This is a genomic window from Luteimonas sp. WGS1318 (assembly GCF_043187535.1).
GTDB lineage: Bacteria > Pseudomonadota > Gammaproteobacteria > Xanthomonadales > Xanthomonadaceae > Luteimonas.
In genome coordinates, this window is the sequence record NZ_CP171131.1 from 134,376 (window position 1) to 160,060 (window position 25,685).

25 protein-coding genes are annotated in these 25,685 nt (G+C 71.2%); 14 read left to right on the plus strand and 11 right to left on the minus strand.

Annotated elements, in window-relative coordinates:
* Positions 1 to 69: 69 nt before the first annotated feature.
* Together ACF3M1_RS00570 and ACF3M1_RS00575 are read left to right on the plus strand one after the other, a co-directional pair.
* A complete protein-coding gene (locus ACF3M1_RS00570; protein WP_394002935.1) occupies positions 70 to 630 on the plus strand; it encodes a YceI family protein in 561 nt (186 codons plus the stop codon).
* Positions 630 to 2,618 (plus strand): phospholipase D-like domain-containing protein, encoded by a 1,989-nt coding sequence (locus ACF3M1_RS00575; protein ID WP_394002937.1) that lies wholly within the window; start codon positions 630 to 632, stop codon positions 2,616 to 2,618. Before ACF3M1_RS00570 ends, ACF3M1_RS00575 begins: the two co-directional genes overlap by 1 nt.
* 143 nt (positions 2,619 to 2,761) lie before the next feature.
* On the opposite strand, the gene ACF3M1_RS00580 is transcribed toward ACF3M1_RS00575, so the two are convergent.
* Both ACF3M1_RS00580 and rmuC read right to left on the minus strand, forming a co-directional pair.
* Positions 2,762 to 3,307 carry a glutathione peroxidase gene (locus ACF3M1_RS00580; RefSeq protein ID WP_394002938.1) on the minus strand — a complete coding sequence of 182 codons (546 nt, stop codon included), beginning with the start codon at positions 3,305 to 3,307 and terminating at the stop codon, positions 2,762 to 2,764.
* 40 nt (positions 3,308 to 3,347) lie between these two features.
* On the minus strand, positions 3,348 to 4,799 hold the full coding sequence (gene rmuC, locus ACF3M1_RS00585; RefSeq protein WP_394002940.1) for a DNA recombination protein RmuC: 1,452 nt from the start codon (positions 4,797 to 4,799) through the stop codon (positions 3,348 to 3,350).
* An 82-nt stretch (positions 4,800 to 4,881) separates the two neighbouring features.
* Between rmuC and ACF3M1_RS00590 the strand changes: the two genes are divergently transcribed.
* The 5 genes from ACF3M1_RS00590 (at position 4,882) to ACF3M1_RS00610 (ending at position 7,190) form a co-directional block, all read left to right on the plus strand.
* On the plus strand, positions 4,882 to 5,127 hold the full coding sequence (locus tag ACF3M1_RS00590; RefSeq protein WP_394002942.1) for a hypothetical protein: 246 nt from the start codon (positions 4,882 to 4,884) through the stop codon (positions 5,125 to 5,127).
* A gap of 26 nt (positions 5,128 to 5,153) precedes the next feature.
* Positions 5,154 to 5,402 carry a DUF1653 domain-containing protein gene (locus tag ACF3M1_RS00595; RefSeq protein ID WP_394002944.1) on the plus strand — a complete coding sequence of 83 codons (249 nt, stop codon included), beginning with the start codon at positions 5,154 to 5,156 and terminating at the stop codon, positions 5,400 to 5,402.
* Positions 5,402 to 5,800, plus strand: a complete 399-nt coding sequence (locus tag ACF3M1_RS00600; protein WP_394002946.1) for a VOC family protein — start codon at positions 5,402 to 5,404, stop codon at positions 5,798 to 5,800. The genes ACF3M1_RS00595 and ACF3M1_RS00600 overlap by 1 nt, the downstream gene beginning before the upstream one ends.
* A gap of 227 nt (positions 5,801 to 6,027) precedes the next feature.
* Entirely contained in the window at positions 6,028 to 6,993 is a 966-nt protein-coding gene (locus ACF3M1_RS00605) for a hypothetical protein (RefSeq protein ID WP_394002948.1), read from the plus strand.
* 53 nt (positions 6,994 to 7,046) lie between these two features.
* Entirely contained in the window at positions 7,047 to 7,190 is a 144-nt protein-coding gene (locus ACF3M1_RS00610) for a hypothetical protein (RefSeq protein ID WP_394002950.1), read from the plus strand.
* 48 nt (positions 7,191 to 7,238) lie between these two features.
* On the opposite strand, the gene ACF3M1_RS00615 is transcribed toward ACF3M1_RS00610, so the two are convergent.
* Entirely contained in the window at positions 7,239 to 8,021 is a 783-nt protein-coding gene (locus ACF3M1_RS00615; protein WP_394002951.1) for an autotransporter outer membrane beta-barrel domain-containing protein, read from the minus strand.
* A gap of 251 nt (positions 8,022 to 8,272) precedes the next feature.
* On the opposite strand from ACF3M1_RS00615, the gene ACF3M1_RS00620 reads away from it, so the two are divergent.
* Positions 8,273 to 8,857: a sigma-70 family RNA polymerase sigma factor gene (locus tag ACF3M1_RS00620; protein WP_394002953.1), complete on the plus strand. Its 585-nt coding sequence runs from the start codon at positions 8,273 to 8,275 to the stop codon at positions 8,855 to 8,857.
* A complete protein-coding gene (locus ACF3M1_RS00625) occupies positions 8,854 to 9,516 on the plus strand; it encodes a ChrR family anti-sigma-E factor (protein WP_394002955.1) in 663 nt (220 codons plus the stop codon). The genes ACF3M1_RS00620 and ACF3M1_RS00625 overlap by 4 nt, the downstream gene beginning before the upstream one ends.
* A 7-nt stretch (positions 9,517 to 9,523) precedes the next feature.
* Here ACF3M1_RS00625 and ACF3M1_RS00630 read toward each other — a convergent pair whose 3' ends face one another.
* From ACF3M1_RS00630 to ACF3M1_RS00640, 3 genes are all read right to left on the minus strand, one after another.
* Positions 9,524 to 10,672 (minus strand): aldo/keto reductase, encoded by a 1,149-nt coding sequence (locus ACF3M1_RS00630; protein WP_394002957.1) that lies wholly within the window; start codon positions 10,670 to 10,672, stop codon positions 9,524 to 9,526.
* Between the two features lie 1,010 nt (positions 10,673 to 11,682).
* Complete coding sequence (locus ACF3M1_RS00635; protein WP_394002959.1) at positions 11,683 to 13,779, minus strand: gluconolaconase; 2,097 nt, start codon at positions 13,777 to 13,779, stop codon at positions 11,683 to 11,685.
* A gap of 73 nt (positions 13,780 to 13,852) precedes the next feature.
* Positions 13,853 to 15,022 carry a class I SAM-dependent rRNA methyltransferase gene (locus tag ACF3M1_RS00640; RefSeq protein ID WP_394002960.1) on the minus strand — a complete coding sequence of 390 codons (1,170 nt, stop codon included), beginning with the start codon at positions 15,020 to 15,022 and terminating at the stop codon, positions 13,853 to 13,855.
* 241 nt (positions 15,023 to 15,263) lie between these two features.
* Here ACF3M1_RS00640 and ACF3M1_RS00645 point away from each other — a divergent pair, with 241 nt between their 5' ends.
* Positions 15,264 to 16,223: a TerC family protein gene (locus ACF3M1_RS00645; RefSeq protein WP_394002962.1), complete on the plus strand. Its 960-nt coding sequence runs from the start codon at positions 15,264 to 15,266 to the stop codon at positions 16,221 to 16,223.
* Between the two features lie 42 nt (positions 16,224 to 16,265).
* Here ACF3M1_RS00645 and ACF3M1_RS00650 read toward each other — a convergent pair whose 3' ends face one another.
* The gene (locus tag ACF3M1_RS00650; RefSeq protein ID WP_394002964.1) at positions 16,266 to 17,465 is read right to left on the minus strand and encodes a diguanylate cyclase; all 1,200 of its coding nucleotides are present in this window, start codon (positions 17,463 to 17,465) and stop codon (positions 16,266 to 16,268) included.
* Between the two features lie 155 nt (positions 17,466 to 17,620).
* Here ACF3M1_RS00650 and ACF3M1_RS00655 point away from each other — a divergent pair, with 155 nt between their 5' ends.
* A complete protein-coding gene (locus ACF3M1_RS00655; protein WP_394002966.1) occupies positions 17,621 to 18,472 on the plus strand; it encodes a rhomboid family intramembrane serine protease in 852 nt (283 codons plus the stop codon).
* Positions 18,469 to 19,083 (plus strand): hypothetical protein, encoded by a 615-nt coding sequence (locus ACF3M1_RS00660; RefSeq protein ID WP_394002968.1) that lies wholly within the window; start codon positions 18,469 to 18,471, stop codon positions 19,081 to 19,083. The genes ACF3M1_RS00655 and ACF3M1_RS00660 overlap by 4 nt, the downstream gene beginning before the upstream one ends.
* A 23-nt stretch (positions 19,084 to 19,106) precedes the next feature.
* On the opposite strand, the gene ACF3M1_RS00665 is transcribed toward ACF3M1_RS00660, so the two are convergent.
* Positions 19,107 to 20,585 carry a glycine betaine ABC transporter substrate-binding protein gene (locus ACF3M1_RS00665; RefSeq protein ID WP_394002970.1) on the minus strand — a complete coding sequence of 493 codons (1,479 nt, stop codon included), beginning with the start codon at positions 20,583 to 20,585 and terminating at the stop codon, positions 19,107 to 19,109.
* Positions 20,582 to 21,322, minus strand: coding sequence for an ATP-binding cassette domain-containing protein (locus tag ACF3M1_RS00670; RefSeq protein WP_394002971.1), 741 nt, complete (start codon positions 21,320 to 21,322; stop codon positions 20,582 to 20,584). The genes ACF3M1_RS00665 and ACF3M1_RS00670 overlap by 4 nt, the downstream gene beginning before the upstream one ends.
* 93 nt (positions 21,323 to 21,415) lie before the next feature.
* On the opposite strand from ACF3M1_RS00670, the gene ACF3M1_RS00675 reads away from it, so the two are divergent.
* On the plus strand, positions 21,416 to 22,009 hold the full coding sequence (locus ACF3M1_RS00675; RefSeq protein WP_394002973.1) for a hypothetical protein: 594 nt from the start codon (positions 21,416 to 21,418) through the stop codon (positions 22,007 to 22,009).
* 927 nt (positions 22,010 to 22,936) lie between these two features.
* On the plus strand, positions 22,937 to 23,743 hold the full coding sequence (locus tag ACF3M1_RS00680; protein WP_394005320.1) for a M20/M25/M40 family metallo-hydrolase: 807 nt from the start codon (positions 22,937 to 22,939) through the stop codon (positions 23,741 to 23,743).
* A gap of 10 nt (positions 23,744 to 23,753) precedes the next feature.
* Here the strand turns inward: ACF3M1_RS00680 and ACF3M1_RS00685 are convergent, their stop codons facing one another.
* Together ACF3M1_RS00685 and ACF3M1_RS00690 are read right to left on the minus strand one after the other, a co-directional pair.
* On the minus strand, positions 23,754 to 24,899 hold the full coding sequence (locus ACF3M1_RS00685; protein ID WP_394002974.1) for a response regulator: 1,146 nt from the start codon (positions 24,897 to 24,899) through the stop codon (positions 23,754 to 23,756).
* 111 nt (positions 24,900 to 25,010) lie between these two features.
* Positions 25,011 to 25,553: a pseudouridine synthase gene (locus tag ACF3M1_RS00690; RefSeq protein ID WP_394002976.1), complete on the minus strand. Its 543-nt coding sequence runs from the start codon at positions 25,551 to 25,553 to the stop codon at positions 25,011 to 25,013.
* Positions 25,554 to 25,685: the final 132 nt, after the last annotated feature.

Sequence of the window (25,685 nt, forward strand, 5' to 3'; positions counted from 1 at the left end):
GCCCGGGCCGTGCCGCACGCCGCCGTCCGTCCTGTTCCTGCACCGCCGGCGCCCCGTGGGCGGCGCGGCGTGCGCGCGCTCGTCGTCGCGGGGGTGCTGTTGCTGCTGGCGCTGCCGGCATCGGCCACGCTGCCCGACCGCGCGCTGGACACCACGCGCTCGGAGATCGGCTTCACCCTGCGCACCCGCTGGGGCCAACTGCTCGAGGGCCGGTTTCCGGAATGGTCGGGCCTCATCCGGACATTGCCCGGCGGTGACCACCAGGTGCGGCTCACGCTGGTGACCGGCGGGGTGGAGATCGACGGCAGCCGCAGCTACACCCGCATCACCCGCGGCCCCGGGTTCTTCGACGTCGAGCGTTACCCCGAAGCCGTGTTCGTGTCCGATCCGTATTCCACCGCGCTGCTGCGCGACGGCGGCGAACTGACCGGCGTGCTGAGCATCCGCGGCGTGCGCCAGCGCGAGAGTTTCCGCATCGAGCCGGCCGGCTGCGAGCGGCCGGCGGTCGATTGCGACGTGGTCGGGCAGGGCGACATCCGCCGCAGCCGCTACGCCATGGACCGCTGGGGCTACGCGTTGTCGGATCAGGTCCGCTTCACGCTGCGGATCCGGGCGGTGGGTCCGGCCTGATGGGACACGGGCTGCGACTGCTGCTGCTGGCCGCCACGCTGGCCACGACCGCGTGCACCACGCTGTCGCCGGCCAAGCGCGACGCGGCCGCGCACATCGCCGTGGCCGCGCGTTCGACCGAGATCGTCTGCGAGCGCGCCGATGCCTGCGCCACGCCGTCCCCGTTGCGCGACCTCGGCGTGGACGCGTTCGCGCGCAGCACGCCCGGAGCACCCCGCCACCACGCGCTGCTGCTCGAGTACGGCCAGGACGCGTTGCTCGCGCGACTGGACCTGATCCGCGGCGCGCAGCGCACGATCGATCTGCAGACCTACATCTTCGACGAGGACGATTCCGGCCATCTCGTGCTCGAGGAACTGCTGGCCGCCGCGCGTCGCGGCGTGCAGGTGCGCCTGCTGGTCGACCAGCTGGCGGCGATGCGCACGGTCGAAACCCTGTCGGCGCTGGCCGGCGGGCACACCAACTTCGAACTGCGCATCTACAACCCGGTGCTGGGGCGCGCGCGCATCAGCTATCCGCAGTACGTGGTGGCCGCGGCCTGCTGCTGGCGCCGGCTCAACCAGCGCATGCACAGCAAGTCGCTGGTCGTCGACGGCGTGGTCGGCATCGCCGGCGGGCGCAACTACCAGGACGACTATTTCGACTGGAACGACAGCTTCAACTTCCGTGACCGCGACGTGCTGGTGGCCGGCCCGGTGGTGGCCGAGATGGAGGCGAATTTCGTCGCGTTCTGGCATGCGCCGCTGAGCAGGCCGGTCGAGCAGCTCACCGATGTCGGCCGCCAGCTGTTGCGCAACGGCGTACCCGAGGTTTCGTTTCTCGACTACGCGCGGCCGGCGCGCGTGGCGGCGATGTCGGCCGACGCCGCCGATACCGGCCTCGTGCGTCGCCGCCTGGCCGCGGCCGCGATCGAGGTCGGGCCGGTGGAGTTCATCGGCGACCTGCCCGACAAGCACCGCCGCAACCGCGAGGCGGCACAGGCGGCGATCGCCGCGACCCCGCGCCTGCGCGAACTGATCGAATCCGCGCAGGACGAGGTGCTGCTGCAGACGCCGTACCTGGTGCTGTCCAAGCCCGCCGAGCAGATGTTCGCCGAGCTGCAGGATCGGCCGTCGCCGCCGCGGGTGGTGGTGTCGACCAACAGCCTCGCGGCGACCGATTCGTTCATCACCTACGCGTTGTCCTACAAGTACAAGCGCCGGCACCTGCGCGACTTCGGCTTCCATATCTACGAGTTCAAGCCGTTTCCCGAAAACGCGCCGATCGACCTCGATGCGACCGGCGCGGTCGGCATCTCCTGGAACGCCGACGGCAGCGTGGATCTCGACCCGACCGACGGCGCGTCGCCGGCGCAGGCAACCGGGTCGGGTCTGGGTTCGGGATGGGGGTCGGGCTCGGCCGCACCTGGCGATGCCGGCACGCGCGACGGCAGCGCGCCGCCGCTCAACCGCGAATACTCGGCCCTGCGCTACGCCGGCATCGGCGTGAATCGCCGCGTGCCCCTCCAGCGCGCCGGTGTGCGCGTGGGCCTGCATGCGAAGTCGCTGGTGGTCGACGACCGCGTGGGGGTCGTCGGCACCCACAACTTCGATCCACGCGGCGACAACCTCAATACCGAGAACGCGATCGTCATCGAGGATCCGATGTTCGCGCGCAAGCTCGCCGAGAGCATCCGCCGCGACACCTCGCCGGCCAATGCCTGGACCATCGCACGCCGTGACCGGCCGGCGGTGTTGCCCGGCGTCGACTATTCGATGGCGAAGATGTCCGAGCGGCTGCCGCTGTTCGACATCTGGCCCACGCGCTACGCGACCAGCTACGAGTTCCAGCCCGGCCCGGACTGCCCGGCGCCGCTCGCGCCCGATGCGCCGGGCTTTCGCGAGTGCTACGTGCCGGTCGGTGACTTCCCCGAGGTCAGCCTGGGGTTCCGCAGCGTGCTGACGCGCATCTTCACCGCGTTCGGCGCCGGCCTGGTGCCGATCCTCTAGCCGGACCGGCGCGAGGGCCGGCCGGGCGCCGGTACCGCTATCGGACGGCGTGCCGTGTCACCCGTGCCCATGCGCGCCGAACAGCGCAGGCGTCGACGGCCCGAACGAGGGTCGAGCGCGCGGTGAACTCTGCGCGGTCCGGCTCAGGCGGCGAGCGCGGCCTCGATCGCGGCGCGCAGCCGCGGATCCTCGGCGGTGACATCGGGGGCGAAGCGTTCGAGCACGCGGCCGTCGCGGCCGATCAGGAACTTCTCGAAATTCCACAGCACGCCCGGTGCCGGATTCGGGGTCATGCCGTACCCGCGCAGGTTCTCGCGCATCGGGCCCTCGCCGGTGGCCTCGGGCCGGGCCGACGTCAGTGCTGCGTACAGCGGATGGATCGCCTCGCCGGTGACCGCGATCTTCGAGAACAGCGGGAAGCTGACGTCGTAGTTGAGGCTGCAGAACTGCTGGATTTCGTCGTCGCTGCCCGGCTCCTGGCCGGCGAAATCGTTGGCCGGAAAGCCGAGGATCTCGAGCCCCGCCGGGTGCTTCTCGCGGTACAGCGCTTCCAGGCCGGCGTACTGCGGCGTCAGGCCGCACTTCGAGGCCACGTTGACCACCAGGACGACGGAGCCGGCATAGGCGCCGAGCGTGGTCGGGCCGCCGTCGATGGCGGTCAGCGGGATGTCGGTCAGCGGTGCGGTCATGGCGGCGGCCCAGTGGACGAGGCCGCGATCATGCCATGCGTCAGTCGCGGTCGACGCTCACGTCGTCGTCGCCGTCGGTCTCGTCCGCGGCGTCGTCGAGCAGCATGGGGGCGTCCGGTCCCGGCAGCGATTCCACGCCGCGCAGGCGGCGCTCGATGGTGCGGGTCTTGCGGCTGGCTTCGCCGAGGCTCTTGCCCACCGTGCTGATCTGCTTCTCGGCCTTCTCGAGGATGCCGGCGAACTTGCCGAACTCGCTCTTCACCGCGCCGAGCACCTGCCAGACCTCGCTCGAGCGCTTCTCGATCGCCAGCGTGCGGAAGCCCATCTGCAGGCTGTTGAGCAGGGCGGTGAACGTGGTCGGGCCGGCGATGACGATGCGGTGTTCGCGCTGCAGCAGGTCGACCAGGCCGGCGCGACGGATCGTCTCGGCGTACAGGCCTTCGGTGGGCAGGAACATCACCGCGAAATCGGTGGTGTGCGGCGGGCAGACGTACTTGTCGCTGATCGACTTGGCCTGCACCCGGATCGCGCGTTCGAGCTGCGCGGCGGTCGTCTTGATCGCATCGACGTCACCTTTCTCCTGGGCATCGAGCAGGCGCTCGTAGTCCTCGCGGGGGAACTTGGCGTCGACCGGCAGCCACACCTGGGTATCGGCTTCGCCGCGGCCGGGCAGGCGGATCGCGAAATCCACCGCCTCGCCGCTGTCGGGCTTCACCCGCACGCTGCGCGCGTACTGCTCGGCGGTCAGGGTCTGCTCGAGGATGTTCTCCAGCTGTACTTCACCCCAGCCGCCGCGGTCCTTGACGTTGCTCAGCACGCGCTTGAGATCGCCCACGCCGGTCGCCAGCTGCTGCATCTCGCCGAGACCGCGCTGCACCTGTTCCAGTCGTTCGGAGACGATCTTGAACGACGCATCGAGGCGCGTATTGAGCGTGGTCTGCAGTTTCTCGTCGACGGTCGCGCGCATCTGGTCAAGCTTGCTGGCGTTGTCGGCCTGCAGGCGCTGAAGCTGCTGTTCCAGCGTCGTGCGCATCTCGCCGATGCGCTGTTCGTTGCGCTGGGTCAGTTCGTTGAGACGTGCGCCGAGGGCGTCGGCGAAGCGCTGCTGCTGCTCCGCGCCTTCGGTGCGCGTCTTGCGCGCGTCTTCGGTCAGCGCTGCGCGCAGCACACCGAGGCGCTCGTCGGTGGTGCGGGTGAAGGCGTCGAGCCGTGCGTCGGTGCGCAGGGTGAACTCGTCCAGACGCTGGTCGGTGCGCGTGGTCGCGGCCTGCAGCTGCGCGCCGAAGGCGTCGGTGCGCTGGGCCTGGGCCAGGGCGAAGGCATCGAGCTGCTGGCGCAACTCACCCCGGCCGTCGCGCTGTTCCTCGCGCAACGCGCGCTCGATCGCCTCGCCGCCATGGTCGACACGCCGCAGCAGCAGGACGACGAGCAGGCCGGTCGCGACGGCCAGCAGCAACAGAATCAGGGCGAGCAGGACGAGCGTGATGTTCATCCGCTGATTCTAGCGGGCGCCGTCTCAGCGGCTGCGCCGGCGTGCGAAACTAGCACCCCGGACGGAACACGAGGCGACGGCGATGCAGCGCAACCGCTCGATCGACGCGGCGAAGCAGCGGTTCACCCGGCCGATGGTGATGGCCGGCCGCGGCCTGCTGCTGGTCGGCGCGGGCGTGCTCGCCGCGATCCATCTGTTCGCCACCGATGGCGCCGCGCGCGATCTCGGCCGCGTCGTCGGCGGCACCGTCGTGGTGGTGGGTCTGCTCGTCTACGGCATCGGCCTGCTGGTGCCGACGACCCGGCGCGCGCCGCGCGAGCGCCGCTGATCCGCGCCTGTTCACCGGAGACTCCGATGTCCGATCTGCCTGCGTTGCCCGCACTCGCGCCCGGCCGCTACCGCCACTACAAGGGCCGCGATTACGACGTCATCGGCGTGGCGCGGCACAGCGAGACGCTGGAGCCGGTGGTGGTCTACCGGCCGCTGTACGGCGAGGGCGCGCTGTGGGTGCGGCCCTATGCGATGTTCGTCGAGACCGTCGACGTCGGGGGCGTGGAGGTGCTGCGCTTCGCGCCGGTCCCCGTGTCCACGGCGCACACGTGATGCACGACACGGCGTCGATCACGCTGCGCCAGGTCGCCGTGACCGTGTCCGACGTCGATGCCGCGCTCGGCTTCTATCGGGACGTGCTCGGTCTGACGTTCCTGTTCCGTGCCGGGCCCGGACTCGCATTTCTCGACGCCGCCGGCGTCCGCGTGATGCTGAGCACGCCGCAGGGCGCGGGCGAACCCGGGCGCAACTCGGTGCTGTACTTCGGCGTGCGCGACATCGTCGCCACGTTCGAGGCGTGCGTGACCCGCGGTGCGACTGCGGAACGCGCCCCCGCACTCGCCGCGCAGATGCCCGACCACGCGCTGTGGATCGGTTTCCTGCGTGATCCCGATGGCAACCTCGTCGGGCTGATGGAAGAAGTGCGCGGCGAGGCGGGCGACGCCGGTTGAGCACATCCGGCCGGCGTGCAATATTCGCGCGCAGGCCAGGGAGAGGTTGGACGATGCAAAGCATTCTGTTGCGCGGTGCCGTGCTCGCGGTTTCCTTCACTCTGTTGGCGGCTTGCCGCAGCGAACCGCGGCAGTCTTCGCCGCCGGCAACGCTGCCCGCTGTCTCGCAATCGACGGCCCCGCGCATCGATTCCGGCACGCTCGCAGGTGCGCCCTGGCGTTTCGAGATGCCCACCGACTGGAATGGCGAACTTGTCGTGCTGCTGCACGGCTACGAGCCGCGTGGCGTGCCGCGTGCCGATCCGTGGCCGGCGAACGAGGCGACGCCGCTGTTCCTCGCACGCGGCTATGCGGTGGCCGAAAGCGGCTATGCATCCCAAGGCTGGGCAGTCGTCGAGGCGATCGCGGACAGCGAGCGCCTCCGGGCACACGTCGTGAACCGTCACGCACCGCGACGCACCTGGCTGGTCGGCTTCTCGATGGGCGGGCAGATCGCGGTCGCGAGCCTGGAGCGGCACGGGGCGTCCTACGACGGCGCCCTGTCGCTGTGCGGCGCGAACGTACCGGCCACGCAGGTGTTCGACGACGCGCTGCGCTCGCTGGTGGCGTTCGATTATTTCTTCCCCGACGCGGGGCTTCCGGGCGCCGGCCTGTCCGATCCTAAGGCGGCACCGCTCGACGACCTGCCGGCCGACCAGATCGCATTGATGCAGACCCTCGGCACGGCGCTGGCGACCAATCCCGCGGCCGCGGCTACGCTGGCGCAGGCACTGGAGGTATCCGCCGACGGTCTGGTCGGCGCACTCAGCCTGCATGCGCTGCTGTTGCGGGAGATGACCCTGCGCGCAGGCGGTCTGCCGGTCGACAATCGCGAGACCGTCTACAGCGGGTTCGGTGACGATGCAGCGTTCAACGCCGGCGTGCGCCGGTATCACGCGGATGCGCAGGCCGTGTCGTACCTCGCAGGTGTTGCAGACCTGCGCGGCACGATCGGCAAGCCGCTCGTCCTGCGCTACAACCGCGACGACCCGACGATCCCGCCGCGTTATCACGGCGTCTACCCCGCGCTGGCCGCCGAAGCTGGCCGTGCGGACCGGATTACCGTCATGCCGCCTGCCGGTGAGGGGCACTGCGCGTTCGCCCCGGAACAGATGCTCGAAGCGTTCGACCTGCTGGTCCGGACTGCGGGCTGAGCGCAGACGGGGAGCGCGCGCCCTTCTGGCCGCGATCGATCTGTTCGCCACCGATGTTCGGGCTGCTCACTCGTGGCGTGGGCCTGCTGGCGACGATGACCGACCACGCGCTGCGGACCGCCTTCCTGCGCGATACGGAAGGCAGTCTGGTCGGACTGATGGAAGACATACGCGGGCATGTGCCGTGGGGCGGCTGACCGCGCGCGCCCTGCCAGCGCGCGGTGCGCGCCGGCAGGGCGGTGACGTCAGAAGTCCCAGCGCGCCGACAGGGTGACCGGCACGGAGAACCGGCTGCCGGTGTCGTTGATCGACGCCAGGCCGAGACCACCGATCGCGCTGTCGTCGTCCTTGAGGTCGGCGATGTAGCGCACGCCGCTGGCCAGGGTGACGCTGAAGCGCTCGCTGACCGGCATGATCACGCCGACATCCAGCCCGCCGGTGGCGATCCAACCGGATTCGTAGAACGGCGCGTCGGCGATGGTGATGCCGGCATCGGGAATCTCGAACGTCGCGCGGATCTCGTCGACGCGGACGGCGCCGGCGCGCGCGCCGACGAACGGGCGCGCATAGCCCGGCGTGCCGAAGTAGTAGCGGTAGCCGAGCTCGGCCGACACCGCCATGTAGTCGCTGAAGGTGCCGAAGACCGGGAGCTCGGTCGCCAGCGCCGGCACGAAGGCGCCGCCGACCCGCACCGTTCCTTCGTCGGCCTCGGTGCGGCGCACCTGTCCGAACAGTTCGGAGCGGTCGTCGAACGCGTAGGCGAATTCCACGCCCACCGTGCCCGCCACGTCGTAGATGCGGTCATGTTCGCGTGCGCCGATGCGCAGTTCGGCATCGACGCCGGCCAGTGCGGGGTTCAGCGGGCCGAGGTCCGGCACGGCGGCGATCGCGCCGTCGTGGACGTCGCCGCTGAGCGGGATGTCGATACCGCCGATCAACGACATCGAGAAACGGCCCGCTTCGGGACCGGCCGCGTGGGCGGACGTGGCGAGCAGGGCGGCAAAGGGAGCAGTGAGCCAGATGCGCATGGGTGTGTCTCCGGATGGGCCGGCGGCGGGGGCCGACGGTCGCACCCTGTACGCGCCGCGGCGGCGATCGGATTCCCGGCGCGATGTGTGGCCCCGGGAGGATCCATCCGGCGCTTGGCCACGTAGACAGCCTTGACCCCACCTCTCGCGCCGGCCCTGGACCTCACGCCCCGCTCACTCTCGCCATGACTAGCCTGCCGCGCCCCTCCCCAGCCTCCCAGAAGGTCACGCCCTTGCGCGAGACTGTCCGAATGTCCCCCCTTCCGAGCCAGCCGCGCGATCTGCAGTACTGGTCCGACCAGATGGCGCACGTGGCCGCGACCCAGGACCAGGACAGTTTCCTGCGCATCTACGACCACTTCGCGCCGCGTCTGCATCGGTACCTGCTCGGGCTCGGCGCCCAGCCGTCGAAGGCCGAGGACCTGGTGCAGGACGCGATGCTGCGCGCCTGGCGCAGCGCCCGGCAGTTCGACGCGTCGCGCGCGTGCCTGGCGACCTGGCTGTTCCGCATCACCCGCAACCTCTACATCGACAGCGTGCGCCGCCGCGCCACGGTGGCCTACGGCGACGGGTTGCCGGAGGATTTCGAGATCGCGCTCGACATCGAATCCAGCGAGGCCAGCGCGCCGGAGCGCTACGTCGACGACGTCGGCCTCGGCCGTGCGATCGACGCCCTGCCGGCCACCCAGGCCCGGCTGGTGCGGATGTCCTTCCTCGAAGCGCGCAGCCACAGCGAGATCGCGAGTGAACTCGGCATGCCCCTGGGCTCGGTGAAATCGACATTGCGGCGTGCATTCGCGCGCCTGCGCCGCGGCCTGACGGAGACCGAGGCATGACCGCGCCTCGACACCATCCCGATCCGTCGACCGTGCTGGCCTATGCCGCCGGCTCGCTGCCCACCGCCTTCGCGGTCGTCGTCGCGGCCCATCTCGAAGTCTGCGGGTCCTGCCGCGCGGCCGTGCGGGATGCCGAACGCGCAGGTGCACGCCTGGTCGAGCAGCAGGACGGCGCGCCGCTGTCGCAGGGCGCGCGCGACGCGATGCGCGCGCGGCTGACCGGCATGGCGATGGCGCCGCGACCGCTGTTGCAGGAAGTGTCGCCGGTGCGCGATCCGGATCTGCTGCCTACGCCGCTGCAAGGCTTCTTCGGCCCGCGTTACAGCGCCCTGCGCTGGCGACGTGTGGTGCCCGGCGTGCACTACCTGCGCGCCGAGGCGGACGCCGGCGGCGGCCTGATGCTGCTTCGCATCGCACCGGGCCGGGGCATTCCGCTGCACCGTCATGCGGGCCACGAGCTGACGATGATCCTCGACGGCGCCTACGACGACGCACTGGGCCGGTTCGGCAGCGGCGACGTGGCCGATCTCGGCGAGGACGTCGAGCACCAGCCGGTCACCGTGCCCGGGCGGCCCTGCATCTGTGTCGCGGCCACGGAAGCGCCGATGCGCTTCCACGGCTGGATGGCACGCGCCCTGCAATCGGTGCTGCGCCTCTGAGACCCGATCAGGCCGTGCCCGGCACCGGCGCGTTGTCGGCGAGGATGCCGGCGGCGCGCAGTTCGGCCCAGACGTCGTCCGGAATCGCCACCGACATCGAAGCGACGTTCTCCGCCACCTGGGCCGCATTGCGCGAGCCGGGCACGATCGCCGAGACGACGTCCGGCGCGTTGGCGAACTGCAGCGACACCGTGCGCAGGTCGACGCCGTGGGCGGCGACGATGCGCTGCGCGGTCGCGCGCTTGTCTTCCGCATCCGGCGGCACCGGCTGCGCGCCGTAGAGGTAGCGGTCGCGTCCGGCGAGAAACCCCGCCAGCAGCGGCGAGCCGACGATGACCGAGATGTCGCGTTCGGCCAGCTTCGGGAACGTGGCGTCGAGCGCGCGCTGGTGGTCGAGCAGCGAGTACTGGCAGGCGAGCAGGAAGATGTCGGGATCGGCCACCTCGATCGCGCGCAGCGCCGGGTCGGGCGTGTTGACGCCCATGCCCCAGGCCTTGATCAGGCCTTCGTCGCGCATCTTCGTCAGTTCGACGAATGCGCCGGTGCGGGCCTGTTCGAAATACTCGGTCCAGCGCTCGCCCATGTCGGCGTTGTCGGGCGAGAGGTCGTGGATCAGCACGATGTCGATCGAATCCAGGCCCATGCGCTGCAGGCTGTCCTCGATCGAGCGGCGGGTGCCGGCCGCGCTGTAGTCGTAGTGGTAGTCGAACGGCGGCGGATCCTTCCAGCTGACCTTCGGCGTCTCCCGGGTCGCGGTGAGCAGGCGGCCGACCTTGCTCGACACCACGTATTCGTCGCGCGGCTTCTGGCCCAGCACGTGGCCCAGGCGACGCTCCGAGCGGCCGAGGCCGTACCAGGGCGAGGTGTCGAACAGGCGCATGCCGCCGTCCCAGGCGGCCTCGATCGTCGCCTGCGCGTCCTCTTCGGTGACCACCGCCCAGTTGTTGCCGATCGGCGCACAGCCCAGCCCGACGCGCGACGTCGGCCGGTAGCGCGGTCCACGCGCGGGATTGGTCGGCAGTGCGGTCGGTCGCGTCGTGCCGCGGGTCGGCAGGACATCGCCGGGCGTGGTCTGCGCGCGGGCGAGCATCGGTGCGGCCGCCAGCGTGGCGGCGCCGAGTGCGGCGGCTGAAAGGAACGTGCGGCGTGAATGCATGGCGGATCTCCGTCGGTCAGGGCTGCGACCACCGCCTGCCGGCCGGACCTGGCCGCGCTGCGTCGATGCCCGCGATTCCACACCCTGTCATCCGGCATGGCGCGATGCCGTGAATCGCGCCGTCACACCGCATGACGGGCCGTGTCGCGCGTGGTCTTCGGGCGGCGTAGGCGATGCGTTGAACGACGTTCCCGAGCTGTCGGGTCGCGGTAGCGATGTTCGCCGTGAGTCCGGGCCGCGCAGGTCCATGTGGCTGACGTTGACCGCGCGCGAACCGGAGCCTCGGGGCGGGTATTCGCGACGGTGTTCCATGTCGTCAGTGGTGCAGTTGGCATGCACGCGCGACCGTGTGCGGGTTCATCGCCCCTGTAGGAGCGCGCTGGCGCGCGATGGAGGGTCGGTAAAGCCACATCGCGCGCGAGCGCGCTCCTACAAGAGCGATCGGCGCGACGAGAGCGTCCGTCGTCCGGCGCGGAGAGCGTGTCCGTCGTCGTCGGCGATGCAAATCCGACGCACGTGTGAAGGCGTCCGAAATCGTCGCATCCCGTAGGAGCGCGCTCGCGCGCGATGGGGGATCGGTGAAGCCACATCGCGTGCGAGCGCGCTCCTACAAAAGCAGTCGGTTTGGCGAGAGCGTCCATCGCCCGGCGCGGCGAGCGTGTCCGTCGTCGTCGGTGATGCGAATCCGACGCGTGCGTGAAGGCGTCCGACATCGTCGCATCCTGTAGGAGCGCGCTGGCGCGCGATGGAGGGTCGGCAAAGCCAAATCGTGCGCGAGCGCGCTCCTACAAGAGCGATCGGTTCGGCGAGCGTGTCCGTCGTCCGTCGTCCGTCGCGGCCAGCATGCCTGTCGTCGTCCGCGATGCGAATCCAACGCGCGCGTAATGGCGTCCGACATCGTCGCATCCTGTAGGAGCGCGCTCGCGCGCGATGGGCGGGCGTGAATGTTTGATCGCGCGGGCGATGGCCCGGTTGTTGCACGGGATCGGCACTCGAGCCGCGTGCAGGCGCTAGCGCAGCGTGACCGCCAGGTCGCGATTCGCCTGGGCGGTATTGCCGGCCGCGTCGCGCGCGGTGATGCGCACGATGTAGTCGCCCGGCGGCAGCGTGTCCACCTGCCACAGGCCGGTCTCGAGGCCGCCGTCGCGCACGGTGTTGGTGACGACGTAGCGGAACCGCGTGCGCGCCGCGCCGTGCACGGTGATGCCGCTGTCGCCGGCATAGGCCACGCGCACGGCCTCGCGGTGCGGCGGCATGCGGTCGAAGTCGAGCGTCATCCGCGGCGTGCCCGAGCCCGGCAGCGTGCGGCCGTCGGCATGCAGGATCTGCCAGCCCAGTGCGTGCAGGCCGAGCCGGCGCCGCGCGAGATTGCCGTCGACCTGGTCCCAGGCCTCGACGACGATCTGCACGCCGCCCACGCTGCGCGGCACGACGACGCGGCCGGCCTCGCGCGCGGTCAGCGGCACGTCCAGCGCATCGCGCAGTTCGATGGCGTCGATCCGCGGCGCCACCGTGTCGACGAAGTTGACGAAGCCCAGACCCACCGCGTTGCGCTGGTAGCCGGCCGGGCCGACGATCAGGTGCACGTGCGCCTGCGGATTGACCGAGCCGACCGCATCGCCGGCGGCGATGCGCGTGCCGCGCGCGATGCGCACACGTGCGGGGCGGCCATCGGGACCGGACAGCAGGTTGAAGCGCGGATCCAGCGATCGCCCCTGTGCGCTGCGGCCGACGCGGATGTGCATGTAGGTCATGGCGTCGATCGCGACGTTCTCGGCCTGGTCGCCGAAGCGGCCCGCCGCCAGCGGACTGGACACCTTGGCGTCGGCGATCGCCAGCACCGGCGTGCCGACGTCGGCGCGGATGTCGAAGCCGTCGTGCAGGTGGCTGCGGCTCTCGCCGCTGAAGTTGCCGCGCACTTCGCCCATCGTGCCGACGACCTCGTGCCAGCCGTCCTGCGGTGCGAACGGCCAGCGGCCGCGCGTGTCCGGCAGCGGTGCGTCGGGCGCGGGCCCGACGACCGCATTGCGCAGGTTCTGCTTCGTGCCGGTACGCGGCACGTGGGTGATGCGATGCACGCGGTGCGCGGCGGCATCGGCGATCCAGGCATCACCGCGGGCGTCGAGTGCGATGCCGCTCGGGCGCGCGAGCCGCTGGGCCATGTCGCGCCCGGTGAGCACGTGCACGCGGCCATCCGCCGCGCGCTGCAGCACGCGGCCGCGCGCCAGTTCGGTGATGTAGAGCGTGCCGTCGTCCGCCATCGCCAGCGCCAGCGGCGCGCGTGGCAGATCGTCGGGGTCGGCGGCGTGCAGTGCCGGGGTATGCACGCCGGCCGCATCGAGCACGCGCACCGCGCCGTTGCCGGTGTCGGCGATCCACAGCCGGCCATCGCCGTCGAGGGCCAGGCCGGTCGGCGTGTCGAAGCGTGCGTCGGCACCGCCGCCGTCGAGGAAACCGGGCCCGTCGCCACCGGCCAGCGTCGAGACCACGCCATCGCGGATCGCGCGAATGCGGTCGTTGTGGCTGTCGGCGACATAGACCGTGCCGTCGCCGCCGACCGCGATGCCGATCGGCGCATCGAAGCGCGCCATCAGCGCCGGCCCGTCGACGAAGCCGCCGCCGCCGCCGGCCAACGTGGTCACCTCGCCCTGCGGCGTGATCCGGCGGATCGCATGGTTGCCGGTGTCGGCGACGTAGAGCACGCCGCCTGCATCGATCGCCATCCCCGACGGCGTGTGCAGGCGCGCCGCCGCACCCACACCGTCGGCGAAGCCCTCGTCCCCGCCGGCCAGCGTGTCGACGCGGCCGTCGAGGTGCACGCGACGGATGCGGTTGCCGTCGCCGCCTTCGGCGACATAGGCCAGGCCTGCGGCATCGAGCACCAGGCCGAAGGGATCGTCGAACCGGGCCTGCGCGCGCGCGCCATCGACATGGCCGCGGATGCCGTCACCGGCGACGCGGTCGATGCGTGCAGGTTGGCCGAACGGCGGCGGTGGCGGCGCGGCCGCATCGGGCGGCGCGCGGAACTCGAACACGAACGTCGCCGCCAGCGCCAGCAGCACCAGCGCCGCGACCGCCCACATCGCGCGGCGGGCGGCGGGACGCAAACGGCCACTCATGCGCAGTCGCGCGGTGCGGCCCTGGCAGCGCGCATGTGGCGGCGCGCGCTGTCGGGCGACATCAGTCCAGCACGCGGCAGAACACCGCCTTGAGATAACGCGATTCCTGCACGTTCGCCAGGAACGGATGGTCCGGGCCGGCGCCGGCCACGCGCAGCACCTGGATCGTGCGGCCCGAGTAGAACGAGGCGCGGCGCAGCATGTCGAGGAACTGCTCCTCGCTGACCAGGCCGGTGCACGAGAACGTCGCGAACAGGCCGCCCGGCTTGACCACGCCCAGCGCCAGCCGGTTCATGTCGAGGTATTTCTTCAACGCCGGGATCACCTGTTCGCGGTCGCGGGTCATCTTCGCCGGGTCCAGCACGACGACGTCATAGCGCTCGCCGGCGTTCGCCGCGTCGCGCAGCCAGGGGAAGATGTCGGCCTGCACGAAGCGGATGCGCGCGTCGTTGAGGCGCGCATTGCCCTTGGCGATCTCGATCACGTCGGCGTCGATGTCCACGCCGACCACCTCGGCTGCGCCGCGCGCGGCGGCATACACGCCGAAGCCGCCGGTGTTGCAGCACAGGTCGAGCACGCGCTTGCCGGCGACCTGGCGGCTCAGCCATTCGCGGTTCTCGCGCTGGTCGGCGAAGAAACCGGTCTTGTGCGCGCCGGCCGGATCGGCACGGAAGCGGATGCCGTGCTCGGTGATGATCGCCGGCTCGGCCGGTGTGCTGCCGCGGAAGTCGAAGCTCTCCTGCTTCTGCACGTGTTCGTCGGCGAAGCTGTGGAAGCGGCAGCCGGGGAACTGCTCGCGCAGCGCCTCGTAGATCCATTCGCGATGACGGAACGCACCGGCGCTGAAGAACTCGACCACCAGCAGGTCCGCATAGCGGTCCACGACCAGGCCGCTGATGCCGTCGCCCTCGCTGTGCACGACGCGCCAGGCATCGGACACCGCGTCCAGGCCCAGCACCTCGCGGCGCAGCGCGACCGCGTCGGCGATCTTGCGCGAGAACCAGCCCGCGTCGACCGGAATGTCCGGATTGGTCTCGAGTATGCGCACGGCGATGCGCGAATGGCCGTTGTAGAAGCCGCGGCCGATCCAGTCGCCTTCGACGCCGAGGACATCGACGATGCTGCCGGGCTTGGGCCGCTGGGCCGGTTTTTCGACCAGGCGCTGGAAGATCCACGGATGGCTGGAACGCCAGGCGTTCTTCAGGTGTACGGTCGGGTTAGGTGCGTTCATCGGCGCATTTTACCCGGCCACTTGATCGCGCCGTGCGACCTGCGCACAATCCGCCCCCGAAGGGGAGTAGCTCCCGACGTGCAGGCCGTCATTTCGAGCAGCAATGCTCCGGTCGCACGGCAGCCTACCGGGCTGTGAGCAAGACCTTCGCCGCAATGGCGAAGGCGTGTTCCCGGTTCCGATTGCCCGGTTCCCGAGACGTCCGCGCGTGCGGTCGTCCTCCACATGTCCGGGAACTTCGATGCAAACGATTGGCAATCTCTGGTTATGGGCCGGCTTCGGCGGCCTGGTCGTGGTCGCGCTGCTGGTCGACCTGGTGCTGATGCGCCACGGCGGCGCGCACAAGGTCACCTTCAAGGAAGCCCTGTGGTGGAGCCTGGGCTGGGTGGCGCTGGCGCTGCTGTTCAACGCCGGCCTGTGGTGGTACCTGCACGAGACCGCCGGCGCGGCGCTCGCCAACCGCGTGGGCCTGGAATTTCTGACCGGCTATCTGGTCGAGAAGGCGCTCGCGGTCGACAACATCTTCGTGTTCCTGATGCTGATGACCTACTTCGCGGTGCCCGAGGAACAGCGCCAGCGCGTGCTGATCATCGGCATCCTGCTGGCGATCGCGTTGCGCGCCATCCTCATCTTTGCCGGCGCGGCGCTGCTGGCGCACTTCCACTGGCTGCTCTACGTGTTCGGCGCGTTCCTACTGCTGACCGGCGTCAAGATGTGGTTCGCCGCCGGCAATGAACCCGATCTCGAGCACAACCCGCTGCTGCGCTGGATGACCGCGCACGTGCCCTTCGTGCGGCGCTACCACGGCAGCGCGCTGTGGCTCGGCCGGCCGGGACGGCGCAAGTTCACTCCGCTGTTCATCGTGCTGGTGATGATCGGCATCACCGATGTGATCTTCGCCGTGGATTCGATTCCGGCGATCTTCGCCATCACCACCGATCCCTTCATCGTGCTGACGTCCAACGTGTTCGCGGTGCTGGGCCTGCGCGCGATGTTCTTCCTGCTGGCGGGGCTGGCCGACCGCTTCCATCTGCTTCCCTACGGACTGGCGATCGTGCTGGGCTTCATCGGCACCAAGATGCTGCTGCTCGATCTCTACAAGATTCCGGTGCTATGGTCGCTGGGCGTGGTGGCGGCGATCCTGGCGATGACCGTCGCGCTGAGCCTGGCGCGGCCGCCGAAGCCGATGCCGGGCACCTGACCCCGACCGCGCCGGACAACCGGGCGGTCGGCGGCGCCGGCATCACGCACGCGTCGGCAGTTCGACCTCGATGTCGCGATCGATCACGCGGTCGCGTCCGGCGCGCTTGGCCAGGTACAGGCGCCGGTCGGCGGTGGCCAGCAGACCGTCGAGATCGGCGTCGCGGCCCTGGCGGGCATGGGCGATGCCGATCGACAGCGTGACCGGCACCTGCAGGCCGTCCACCCGCACCGGATGCGCGGCCACCGCGGCGCGCAGACGCTCGGCGCGGCGACCGGCCTCGCCGGGCGAGACGTCCACCAGCAGCAGACAGAACTCGTCACCGCCGAAGCGCCCGGCGATGTCGTCGCCCTGCAGTGCCGCGCGCAGGGCGCCGGCCACCACGCCCAGCACCCGGTCGCCGACCGCGTGCCCGTGGCGGTCGTTGACCGGCTTGAAGCCGTCGACGTCGATCATCAGCAGGGCCGCCAAGGCATCGTCGTGTGGCGAGACGGCCAGTCGACGCGTCACCCGCTCGAAGAACGCGCGCCGGTTGTCGAGGCCGGTCAGCGGATCGGCGGCCGCCAGGCCTTCGAGCAGACGCTGCTGGCGCTCGAGCTGGGCCAGCACGAAGGCGAACGTCGCGAACACCGGCGCCAGCAGGAAATACGCCAGCGCCAGCTGCTGGGCCGGCGTGATGCCGGCATCGAAGGCCGGTCCGGATTGCGGCTGCTGCCACTGTTCCAGCAGCCGCAGCACGCAGACCACGCCCGCGCCGACGTAGATGCCGATGACCACGCGCTCCGCGCCGCTGCGCGGTTGGGTGCGTCCGCGCAGGCCGATCGCCCACAGGCCCAGTACGAGGGACAGCAGCGCCGCGGCCCAGAACATCGCGATGTGCTGCTGCGCGTGCGTGCCCGGCCACAGCATCGCCAGCGGCAGGATCACCGCCGGCAGATAGACCGCGAGCGACGGCGTGGTGGCGCCGCGATCGTGCAGCCCGCGCGCCAGTGCCCGCAGCAGCGCCGCATGGCCGGCCACCAGCAAGCCGCAGGCGAGCGCCTGCACGCCGCCGCCGAGCACCGACGGCGGCACTGCGAACAGCGGCCAGGCGAACATCTGCAGGGCCAGGCCGAAGCCCCACTCGCGCAGGCCCGGGCGCTCGCGGACGCGCTCGCCGCGCCGCACCAGCCAGACCAGCGCTGCCAATGCCGCGCACAGCAGCACGAACAGCGCCAGGAATGTCACACGCCACGGATCCATCGAAGGTCCTGAACACGCCAGGGCGCAAAGTCGCGCACCCTAGCATCCGCACAGTGGCCGGACCGTCCCATCGCGCGGCGTGTGTTCAGGCTGGGACCGCGGTCTCACTGTGGTCGCCGCCTTGCATCACGCGCAGGCGTCGCCATTGTTGTCGGATGCATCTCGACAGCCCAGACGCGCCCGCCGACCCCGAGGCCCAGCGCCGCCACGACCGCCAGCGCCTGTCCGGCGCGCTCAAGGCCAGCATCGCCTTCGTGCTGCTGCTGGTCATTGCCTTCGGCCTGCAGGCCGCGTTCGACTGGCGCCCGCTGGCGGTGCGGCCGGGCGAATGGGCCGGCCTGCTCGGCCTGCTGACCGCGCCGCTGCTGCACGGCTCGCCCGAGCATCTGATCGCCAACGCCAGCGCGTTGCTGCTGCTCGGCTCGCTGGCGGCGGCGGTGTATCCGCGGGCCACGCTGCGTGGCCTGCCGCTGATGTGGCTGGGCTCGGGCCTCGGTGCGTGGCTGCTGGGCAATCCCGGCTCGCACCATCTCGGCGCCAGCGGCGTCACCCACGGCCTGATGTTCCTGGTGTTCGTGCTCGGCCTGCTGCGCCGCGACCGGCCGTCGATCGCGGCCGGCATGATCGCCTTCCTGTTCTACGGCGGCATGCTGCTGACGATCCTGCCGCAGGAGCCGGGCGTGTCCTGGCAGTCGCACATGGGCGGCGCGATCGGTGGCGTGCTCGCCGCGTTCTGGTTCCGGTATGCCGACCCGCTGCCGCCGCGCAAGCGCTACAGCTGGGAGATCGAGGAAGAGGAGGCCGCACGCGCCGCGCTCGAAGCGCACGAGACCTTCGAGCCGCCGGCGCCGACGCGTGTGCCGGTGCTGTGGGACCGGCCGCAGGACAGCCGCGGCGTGGTGCTCGCGTTTCCGCACCGCGACGGACCGCACGCGCGCGCGCCCGGCCACGCCGATCCCCGGCCGGGCATCGCGCACCGCGACGATGACGACGCGCCATCCCGATGAGCCGCACTGACGCGGCGGTGGTGCCGAATCCCTACGCTGCGCCGGCGTCGTCGGTGCAGGGCCCGTCGGCGACGGACACACCTGCGTTCTTCGTCGTCTCGCCGACCAAACTCGTCGTGCTCTACGTCGCCACCCTCGGCCTGTACCCGGTGTTCTGGTTCTACATGCACTGGGCGCGCATCCGTGCCGCATCCGGCACGCGGTTGTGGCCGGTGCCACGTGCGGTGTTCGCGGTGGTGTTCGTGCACGCACTGGCGCGGCGGATCGACGGCGCACTGCGGGGCGCAGGCGTCGCGCGGCGCTGGTGGCCGATGTCACTCGCGAGCGCATTCGTCGCGCTCGAACTGCTGAACTACGGCAGCGCGATCGCGTGGCCCTGGCTGGTGTTCCACCTGCCCAATGGCTGGTTGTGGCTGGAATGGCTGAGCCTGCTGGTGATGCCGCTCAGCTGTGCCTGCCTGGTGCGGCTGCAGATCGCGGCCAACGCCGCCTGCGGCGACCCCCGGGCGCAGGCCAACCGGCATTTCACGGTGTTCAATCTCGCGTGGATCGTGCTCGGCGTCGTGGCGATCGGGTGGGTGCTGTACGGCATCGCCACCGGCATCGTGTAGCTGCGGCGCGCGCTGACGTGGCGTCAGTGCCGCGCCGCGAGCCGCAGGCCGCGTGGCGTGAGTCCGCGCTCGACCGCTTCGAACAGGCCCTGCACCGCCAGCGCGAGCAGCGCCGCCGGCACCGCGCCTTCGAGGATCAGGCCGAGATCGTCGAGGCGGATGCCGGTGAGGATCGGCTGGCCGTAGCCGCCGGCGCCAATCAGTGCGCCCAGCGTCGCGGTGCCGACGTTGATCACCGCGGCGGTCTTGATGCCGGCCAGGATCGTGCGCAGCGCCAGCGGCAGCTCCACGCGGAACAGGCGCGTCGCCGGCGGCAGGCCGATCGCCGCCGCGGTTTCGCGCAGGTCGCGCGGAATGCCGGTCAGGCCGGCATGCGTATTGCGCACGATCGGCAGCAGGCTGTAGAGGAACAGCGCGGCGATCGCGGGCCCGGCGCCGATGCCGAACAGCGGAATCATGAAGACGAACACCGCCAGCGACGGCAGGGTCTGCAACAGGCCGGTCAGGGTCAGCACCGCCTGGCCCAGGCGCGGCCGGCGCGCCGCCACGATGCCGAGCGGCAGCGCGACCAGCAACGCCGCGCCCAGCGAGAGCCCGACCAGGGCCAGGTGTTCGCGCGTGCGTCGCCAGACACGCGCCGCGCGGCCGTCGCTGGCGTCCGCGTCCAGCCCCAGCCAGTCGGCGGCGACCGCGGCCTCGGTCTCGCGGTCCAGCTTCACCCGGCCGTTGAGGCGCTGCATCGTCGCCGCGTCGATGCGGCCTTCGAGACCGCTCAGCGCGGTGACCGCGGCCGGCGCGCGCGTCGCCAGATCCGCGCGGTACAGCAGCACCGCGGCATAGGACGGGAAATAGCCGCGGTCGTCGTCGAGCACCACCAGGTCGTAGTACGGAATCTCGGCGTCGGTCGCGTACAGGTCGGTCGCGTCGATCGCGCCCGAGGCCAGTGCGCGGTAGGCGAGATCGTGATCCAGCCCGTCGGGCCGATGCGGCAGCGCGTAGGCGCTGCGCAGGCCGGGCCAGCCGTCGGCACGCGACACGAACTCGTTGCTCAGGCCCAGGCGCAGCTGCGGATGCGCGGCGAGATCGGACAGCCGCGTGATGCCCAGCGCCTCGGCGCGGTCGCGGCGCATGCCGATCGCGTAGCGGTTGTCGAAGCCCAGCGGCGCGGTCATCGCCAGGCCGTCGCGCGCCAGCGCAGCCTCGAGCGCGGCCAGGTCGGCGCCGGGCATGCGCAGCAGCTCCTCGGCCAGCGTGCCGCTGTATTCGGCGTAGGCGTCGATGTCGCCTTCGAGCAGCGCACGCCACAAAATGCGGGTGCCGCCCAGCTGCCGGCGATGGTCCGCGTCCACGCCGGCCTCGCGCACCGTGCGGGTGGCGATCTCGCCCAGCAGCACGCCTTCGGTGAAGTTCTTCGAGCCGATGGTCACGCTGTCCGCTGCACGGGCCGCGCCCGCGGCGAGCAGCAGGCACAACACGAGTGTGCAGCTTCGCCAGATGCTCATCGGGCGGCCTCGTCGACGCTGCGCTGCGCATGCATGAAGGCGGCGACGAAATCGTCGGCCGGCGTGTCGAGCAGCGCGCGCGCGGGGCCTTGCTGCACGATCGCGCCGTCGCGCATCAACACCACGGTGTCGGCGAACCACGCGGCCTCGGCGACATCGTGGGTGACCAGCACCACGGTCTTGCCGAGGCGCTCGAACAGCGCGCGCATCTGGGTCTGCAGGTCGTGGCGGACGATCGGGTCCAGTGCGCCCAGCGGCTCGTCGAGCAGCAGCACGTCCGGGTCGAGCATCAGCGCGCGGATCAGGCCGACACGCTGGCGCTGGCCGCCCGAGAGTTCCGCCGGATAGCGGCGCAGCGCATCGGCCGGCAGCTGGCACAGCGCGGCCAGCTCGGCGACGCGCGCGTCGATCCGCGCCCGCGACCAGCCCAGCGTGCGTGCCAGCAACGCGATGTTGCCGGTGGCATCGAGATGCGGAAACAGGCCGCCTTCCTGGATCACGTAGCCGATGCGCCGGCGCAGTGCCGGCAGCTGCGCGCGCTGCAGCAGGGCACCTTCGAACCGCACCTCGCCGCGGTCTGGCCATTCCAGGCCGACCAGCATGCGCAGCAGCGTCGACTTGCCCGCACCGCTGGGCCCGATCAGCGCGGTCGTGCGTCCGGGCGCGATGTGCAGGTCCACACCGGCGAGGCCGGTCGCGGGGCCGAACCGGCGGTGGACCTGGTGCAGATCGAACATGGCCGCACCTTAGCAGCGCACATCGCGGCCCGGCATCCTGGCAGCCTGGCGCGTGATCGCGTCGCTGCGGGACCCCCGACCGCAAGGACGTGCATGGACGCGACGCCGCACAATCTCTACGCACCGCCTGCCGCCGTGGGCCAGCCGATCAAGGCGGACGCCGCCACGCGCAGCGCCCCGTTCTACGTCGTCTCGCCGGGCAAGTTCCATCGGCTGTTCTTCGCGACGTTCGGCCTCTACGGCGTGTTCGGGTTCTACACCCACTGGCAGCGCGATCGGCAGGGGCGTGCGGAGACGATCTGGCCGGTGCCGCGGGCGATCGTCTCGATCTTCTTCGTGCATGCGCTGGTGCGGCACATCGATGCCTCGCTGACCGCGCAGCGACTGCGCCATGCGTGGTCGCCGGCTGCGCTGGCGACGGCGTACATCGTGCTCGAGATCGGCAGCAACGCGCTGAGCCGGCTCGACGGCCGCGGCATCGGTTCGCCGGCGACCGGCCTGCTCGCGCTGGCGTCGCGGGTGCCCGCGGCCTGGGTGCTGATGTGCATCCAGACGGCGGCCAACCTGGCCTGCGGCGATCCGGCGGGCGCAGGCAACCGGCGGCTGGGCTGGGCCAACGGCGTCTGGCTTGCGATCGGCGTCGTCGGCTGGTCGCTGGTGGTCGCCGGGCTGCGGCTGCCGGCCTGAGCGCTCCGGCCGCGCGTGCTACCGTCGCCGCCTCGCGCTCCGGAGCCCGCCATGTCCCGCGTCGTCCTGTCCGTCTGTGCCGCGCTGCTGCTGGTGGCCTGCGACCGTGAACCCGTCGCGCCCGCGGCCGGCGCGCCGATGCCCGAGGCACCGGCGGTCGCCAACGACACCCCGGCCGGCCAGCGGATCGAAGCCGATGTGCGCACGCTCGCCGACGACCGCATGGAAGGCCGGCTGACCGGCAGCGCCGGCTACGACCTCGCCAGCCGCCACGTCGCCGCGCGCTTCGAGGCGATCGGCCTGGAGCCGGCCGGCGACGACGGCGACTGGTTCCAGCGCGTGCCGCTGACGCGCGCGGTGGTGGTGCGCGACGGCGCGCGCCTGGACATCGCCCGCAACGGCCGCACGATCCGGCTGCGCTTCGGCGAGCAGTTCCTGCCGCTGCCCAACTTCAACACCACCGACAGCACGGTCACCGCGCCGGCGGTGTTCGTCGGCCAGGCGATCGATGCGCCGGAGCTGGGCCACGACGATTTCCGCGGCGTCGACCTGCGCGGGCGGATCGCCGTGGTCTTTGGCGGTGCGCCCGAGACGTTCCCCGCGACCCAACGTGCCCACTACAGCTCCAGCCGGGCCAAGGCCGAGGCGGTGGCCGCACGCGGCGCGATCGGCCTGTTGATGGTCAACACCGCCGCCGACGAGGCCGGCCAGCCGTGGTCGCGCGTGGCCGGACGCTGGAACCAGCCGTCGATGCGCCTGCGCGGCACCAACGGCGCCGCGGTCGACGGGTTCCCGCAACTGCGCGCGACCTCGATCGTGGCCGCCGCCGCGGCCGACCTGGTGTTCGCCGACGGCCCGCGGACCGCCGCCGAGCTGTTCGACGCCGCGCGCGACGGCACGCTGGCGCCGTTCGCATTGCCGGGACGCATGACCCTCGCCAACCGCACCCGGATCGACCGCCTGGAATCGCGCAACGTGCTGGCGCGCATTCCCGGCCGCGATCCCGCGCTGGCCGGCGAGAGCATCGTGCACACCGCGCACCTCGACCACATCGGCATCGGCCCGGACGTCGACGGCGACACGCTCTACAACGGCGCGATCGACAACGCGCTGGGCGTGGCGATCATGCTCGAGGCCGCGCACGAACTGCGCCAGGCCGACCAGGCGCCGCGGCGCTCGGTGGTCTTCGCCGCGCTCACCGGCGAGGAGCAGGGGCTGCTCGGCGCGACCTGGCTGGCGCGGTATCCCACCGCCGGCGCGGGGCGCGCGGTCGCCAATATCAACATCGACATGCCGGTGCTGACCGCGCCGACCCGCGACGTGGTCGCGATCGGCGTCGAACATTCCACGCTGCAGGCGGCGGTCGACCGCGCCGCGGCGGAGATCGGCGTCGAGGTCTCGCCCGATCCGTTCCCGGAAGAGGTCGCCTTCGTGCGCAGCGACCAGTACGCCTTCGTGCGCGCCGGCATTCCCGCGGTGTATCTCGATGCCGGCGTCGCGCCGGCCAACGACGCCCAGGACCCGAAGGTCGCCGCGACCTGGTTCCTGCGCAACTGCTATCACCGGCCCTGCGACCAGGTGGACCTCCCGATCCAGTACGCCGATGCCGCGCGGCTGGCCCGCATGAGCGCCGCACTCAGTCGCGTGATCGGAGACGATGCGGCCGCGCCGCGCTGGAACGCCGGGGATTTCTTCGGTACCCGCTTCGGCGGGGGCGACGCCACGCCGCGCTGAGCGCGCGGCCTCAGGTCGCGTCGTGCGCCGCGTCCGCGTCCGCGTCGTCGGCGCCCGGTTCGCCGATGAAGGCCGGCAGCTCGATGATGAAGCGCGCGCCGCCGCCTTCGCGGTCCTCGTACCAGAGCTGACCGCCGAGGTTGACGATGATCTGCTTGGCCAGTGACAGGCCCAGGCCGCTGGAGCGGCCGTCGTCGGTGTCGGCGTGGGCCAGGCGCTGGAACGGCCGGAACAGCGCGTGTTGCAGGTCGCGGGCGATGCCCGGGCCGCGGTCCTCGATCAACAGTTGCCAGAAGCCGGCACCGCCGCCGCGCAGCGAGATGTCCACGTTGCTCTGCGGGGCGTACTTGATCGCGTTGGTGATCAGGTTCTCGGCCACCTGGCGCAGCACCAGCGTGTCGACCGCCACCATCGCCGGCACGTCCGGCGCCCGCGCCTGCAGCAGCACGCCGCGGTCCTCGAACTGCAGCGCGTAGCGGTCGACCAGCCATTCGACGACCTCGCGCAGCGCGCTCGCCTGGCGGGGCTGGTCGGCGTGGCGCGAGGTGTCCTGGGTTTCGAGATAGCGGCGGATGTAGCCCAGCGCGTCTTCGGCGCTCTCGTGGATCATCCGGTGGTAGCGCGGCACGCGCTCGGGCTTGGTTTCGCCCTTCATCAGCATGTCGCTGGCGAACCAGATGCTCGACAGCGGGTTCTTCAGGTCGTGCGCGACCAGGTTCACCAGCTCCTGGCGCTCGCGCGCGATGCGCTCGAGGCGGTCACGGGTCTGCTTGAGGCCGACGTGCGCATTGACGCGCGCGAGCAGCTCTTCGGGCATGAAGGGCTTGGTCACGTAGTCGACCGCGCCCGAATCGAACGCGCGCAGCAGCAGTTCGCGGTCCTGGGCCACGGTGAGGAACACCACCGGCAGGCGCAGCAGGTCCGGGTTCTGCTTGATCTCACCGAGCAGGGTGAAGCCGTCCATGTTCGGCATCAGCATGTCGAGCAGGACCAGATCCGGACGCAGCTCCGGCAGCATCGCCAGCGCTTCTGCGCCGTCGGCCGCGGTGATGACCTCGTAGCCGTGCCGGCTCAGCAGCGAACTGACCACCCGCAGGTTTGCGGGCTGGTCATCGACGACGAGGATACGGCCGCTGGCATTGACTTGGTTCGGCATGGGGTCCAGGTAGACGGCCGTCAGGAGGCCGCGACGCGACAGCGCGACACATGCGCGCCGCAGACGTTAACAGAAATGAACAGCCGCGCGCCGTGCGGCGTCGCGCGCGGCTCACGCCGCCAACGTGCGCCAAGTGCCGGGGGCCAGATCGTCGAGCCGCCACGGGCCGATCGCCACCCGCACGAGGCGCAGCGTCGGCAGTCCGACCGCCGCGGTCATGCGCCGGACCTGGCGGTTGCGACCCTCGTGGATCGTCAGTTCCAGCCACGCATCGGGCACGGTCTTGCGCACGCGCACCGGCGGATCGCGCGGCCACAGCGCCGGCGCGGGCTCGAGTTGCGATACCCGGGCCGGGCGGGTGGGCCCGTCCTTGAGCACCACACCCTCGCGCAGCTGCTGCAGCTGCGCCGGGGCCGGCACGCCTTCGACCTGCACGCGGTAGGTCTTGGGCAGTTTGTGGCGTGGATCGGTGATGCGGTGGGCCAGCGGCCCGTCGTCGGTCAGCAGCAACAGGCCTTCGCTGTCGTGGTCGAGCCGGCCGGCCGCATACACGCCCGCCGGCAACCCGAACCCGGCGAGCGTCGGCCGCGGCGGCGTGCTGCGGTCGGTGAACTGGCACAGCACGCCGTGGGGTTTGTTGAAGGCAACGAGCATGGGATTCGGGATTGGGGATTGGGGATTCGGACAAGCGGGCGCGCCGCGTACTTCAAACATTCAGGGACGACAGAGTTGCGGCCGCGCGACGACATCGACGCGCGCGGCCAACCGCTCTTGCAAATCCCCTAT

Bases quoted from the DNA above. Each gene is read 5' to 3' on its own strand.
- ACF3M1_RS00575 (WP_394002937.1), top strand. From the start codon at position 630: ATGGGACACGGGCTGCGACTGCTGCTGCTGGCCGCCACGCTGGCCACG.
- ACF3M1_RS00580 (WP_394002938.1), bottom strand. From the start codon at position 3,307: ATGACCGCACCGCTGACCGACATCCCGCTGACCGCCATCGACGGCGGC.
- rmuC (WP_394002940.1), bottom strand. From the start codon at position 4,799: ATGAACATCACGCTCGTCCTGCTCGCCCTGATTCTGTTGCTGCTGGCC.
- ACF3M1_RS00590 (WP_394002942.1), top strand. From the start codon at position 4,882: ATGCAGCGCAACCGCTCGATCGACGCGGCGAAGCAGCGGTTCACCCGG.
- ACF3M1_RS00595 (WP_394002944.1), top strand. From the start codon at position 5,154: ATGTCCGATCTGCCTGCGTTGCCCGCACTCGCGCCCGGCCGCTACCGC.
- ACF3M1_RS00600 (WP_394002946.1), top strand. From the start codon at position 5,402: ATGCACGACACGGCGTCGATCACGCTGCGCCAGGTCGCCGTGACCGTG.
- ACF3M1_RS00605 (WP_394002948.1), top strand. From the start codon at position 6,028: ATGCCCACCGACTGGAATGGCGAACTTGTCGTGCTGCTGCACGGCTAC.
- ACF3M1_RS00610 (WP_394002950.1), top strand. From the start codon at position 7,047: ATGTTCGGGCTGCTCACTCGTGGCGTGGGCCTGCTGGCGACGATGACC.
- ACF3M1_RS00615 (WP_394002951.1), bottom strand. From the start codon at position 8,021: ATGCGCATCTGGCTCACTGCTCCCTTTGCCGCCCTGCTCGCCACGTCC.
- ACF3M1_RS00620 (WP_394002953.1), top strand. From the start codon at position 8,273: ATGTCCCCCCTTCCGAGCCAGCCGCGCGATCTGCAGTACTGGTCCGAC.
- ACF3M1_RS00625 (WP_394002955.1), top strand. From the start codon at position 8,854: ATGACCGCGCCTCGACACCATCCCGATCCGTCGACCGTGCTGGCCTAT.
- ACF3M1_RS00630 (WP_394002957.1), bottom strand. From the start codon at position 10,672: ATGCATTCACGCCGCACGTTCCTTTCAGCCGCCGCACTCGGCGCCGCC.
- ACF3M1_RS00640 (WP_394002960.1), bottom strand. From the start codon at position 15,022: ATGAACGCACCTAACCCGACCGTACACCTGAAGAACGCCTGGCGTTCC.
- ACF3M1_RS00645 (WP_394002962.1), top strand. From the start codon at position 15,264: ATGCAAACGATTGGCAATCTCTGGTTATGGGCCGGCTTCGGCGGCCTG.
- ACF3M1_RS00650 (WP_394002964.1), bottom strand. From the start codon at position 17,465: ATGGATCCGTGGCGTGTGACATTCCTGGCGCTGTTCGTGCTGCTGTGC.
- ACF3M1_RS00655 (WP_394002966.1), top strand. From the start codon at position 17,621: ATGCATCTCGACAGCCCAGACGCGCCCGCCGACCCCGAGGCCCAGCGC.
- ACF3M1_RS00660 (WP_394002968.1), top strand. From the start codon at position 18,469: ATGAGCCGCACTGACGCGGCGGTGGTGCCGAATCCCTACGCTGCGCCG.
- ACF3M1_RS00665 (WP_394002970.1), bottom strand. From the start codon at position 20,585: ATGAGCATCTGGCGAAGCTGCACACTCGTGTTGTGCCTGCTGCTCGCC.
- ACF3M1_RS00670 (WP_394002971.1), bottom strand. From the start codon at position 21,322: ATGTTCGATCTGCACCAGGTCCACCGCCGGTTCGGCCCCGCGACCGGC.
- ACF3M1_RS00675 (WP_394002973.1), top strand. From the start codon at position 21,416: ATGGACGCGACGCCGCACAATCTCTACGCACCGCCTGCCGCCGTGGGC.
- ACF3M1_RS00680 (WP_394005320.1), top strand. From the start codon at position 22,937: ATGACCCTCGCCAACCGCACCCGGATCGACCGCCTGGAATCGCGCAAC.
- ACF3M1_RS00685 (WP_394002974.1), bottom strand. From the start codon at position 24,899: ATGCCGAACCAAGTCAATGCCAGCGGCCGTATCCTCGTCGTCGATGAC.
- ACF3M1_RS00690 (WP_394002976.1), bottom strand. From the start codon at position 25,553: ATGCTCGTTGCCTTCAACAAACCCCACGGCGTGCTGTGCCAGTTCACC.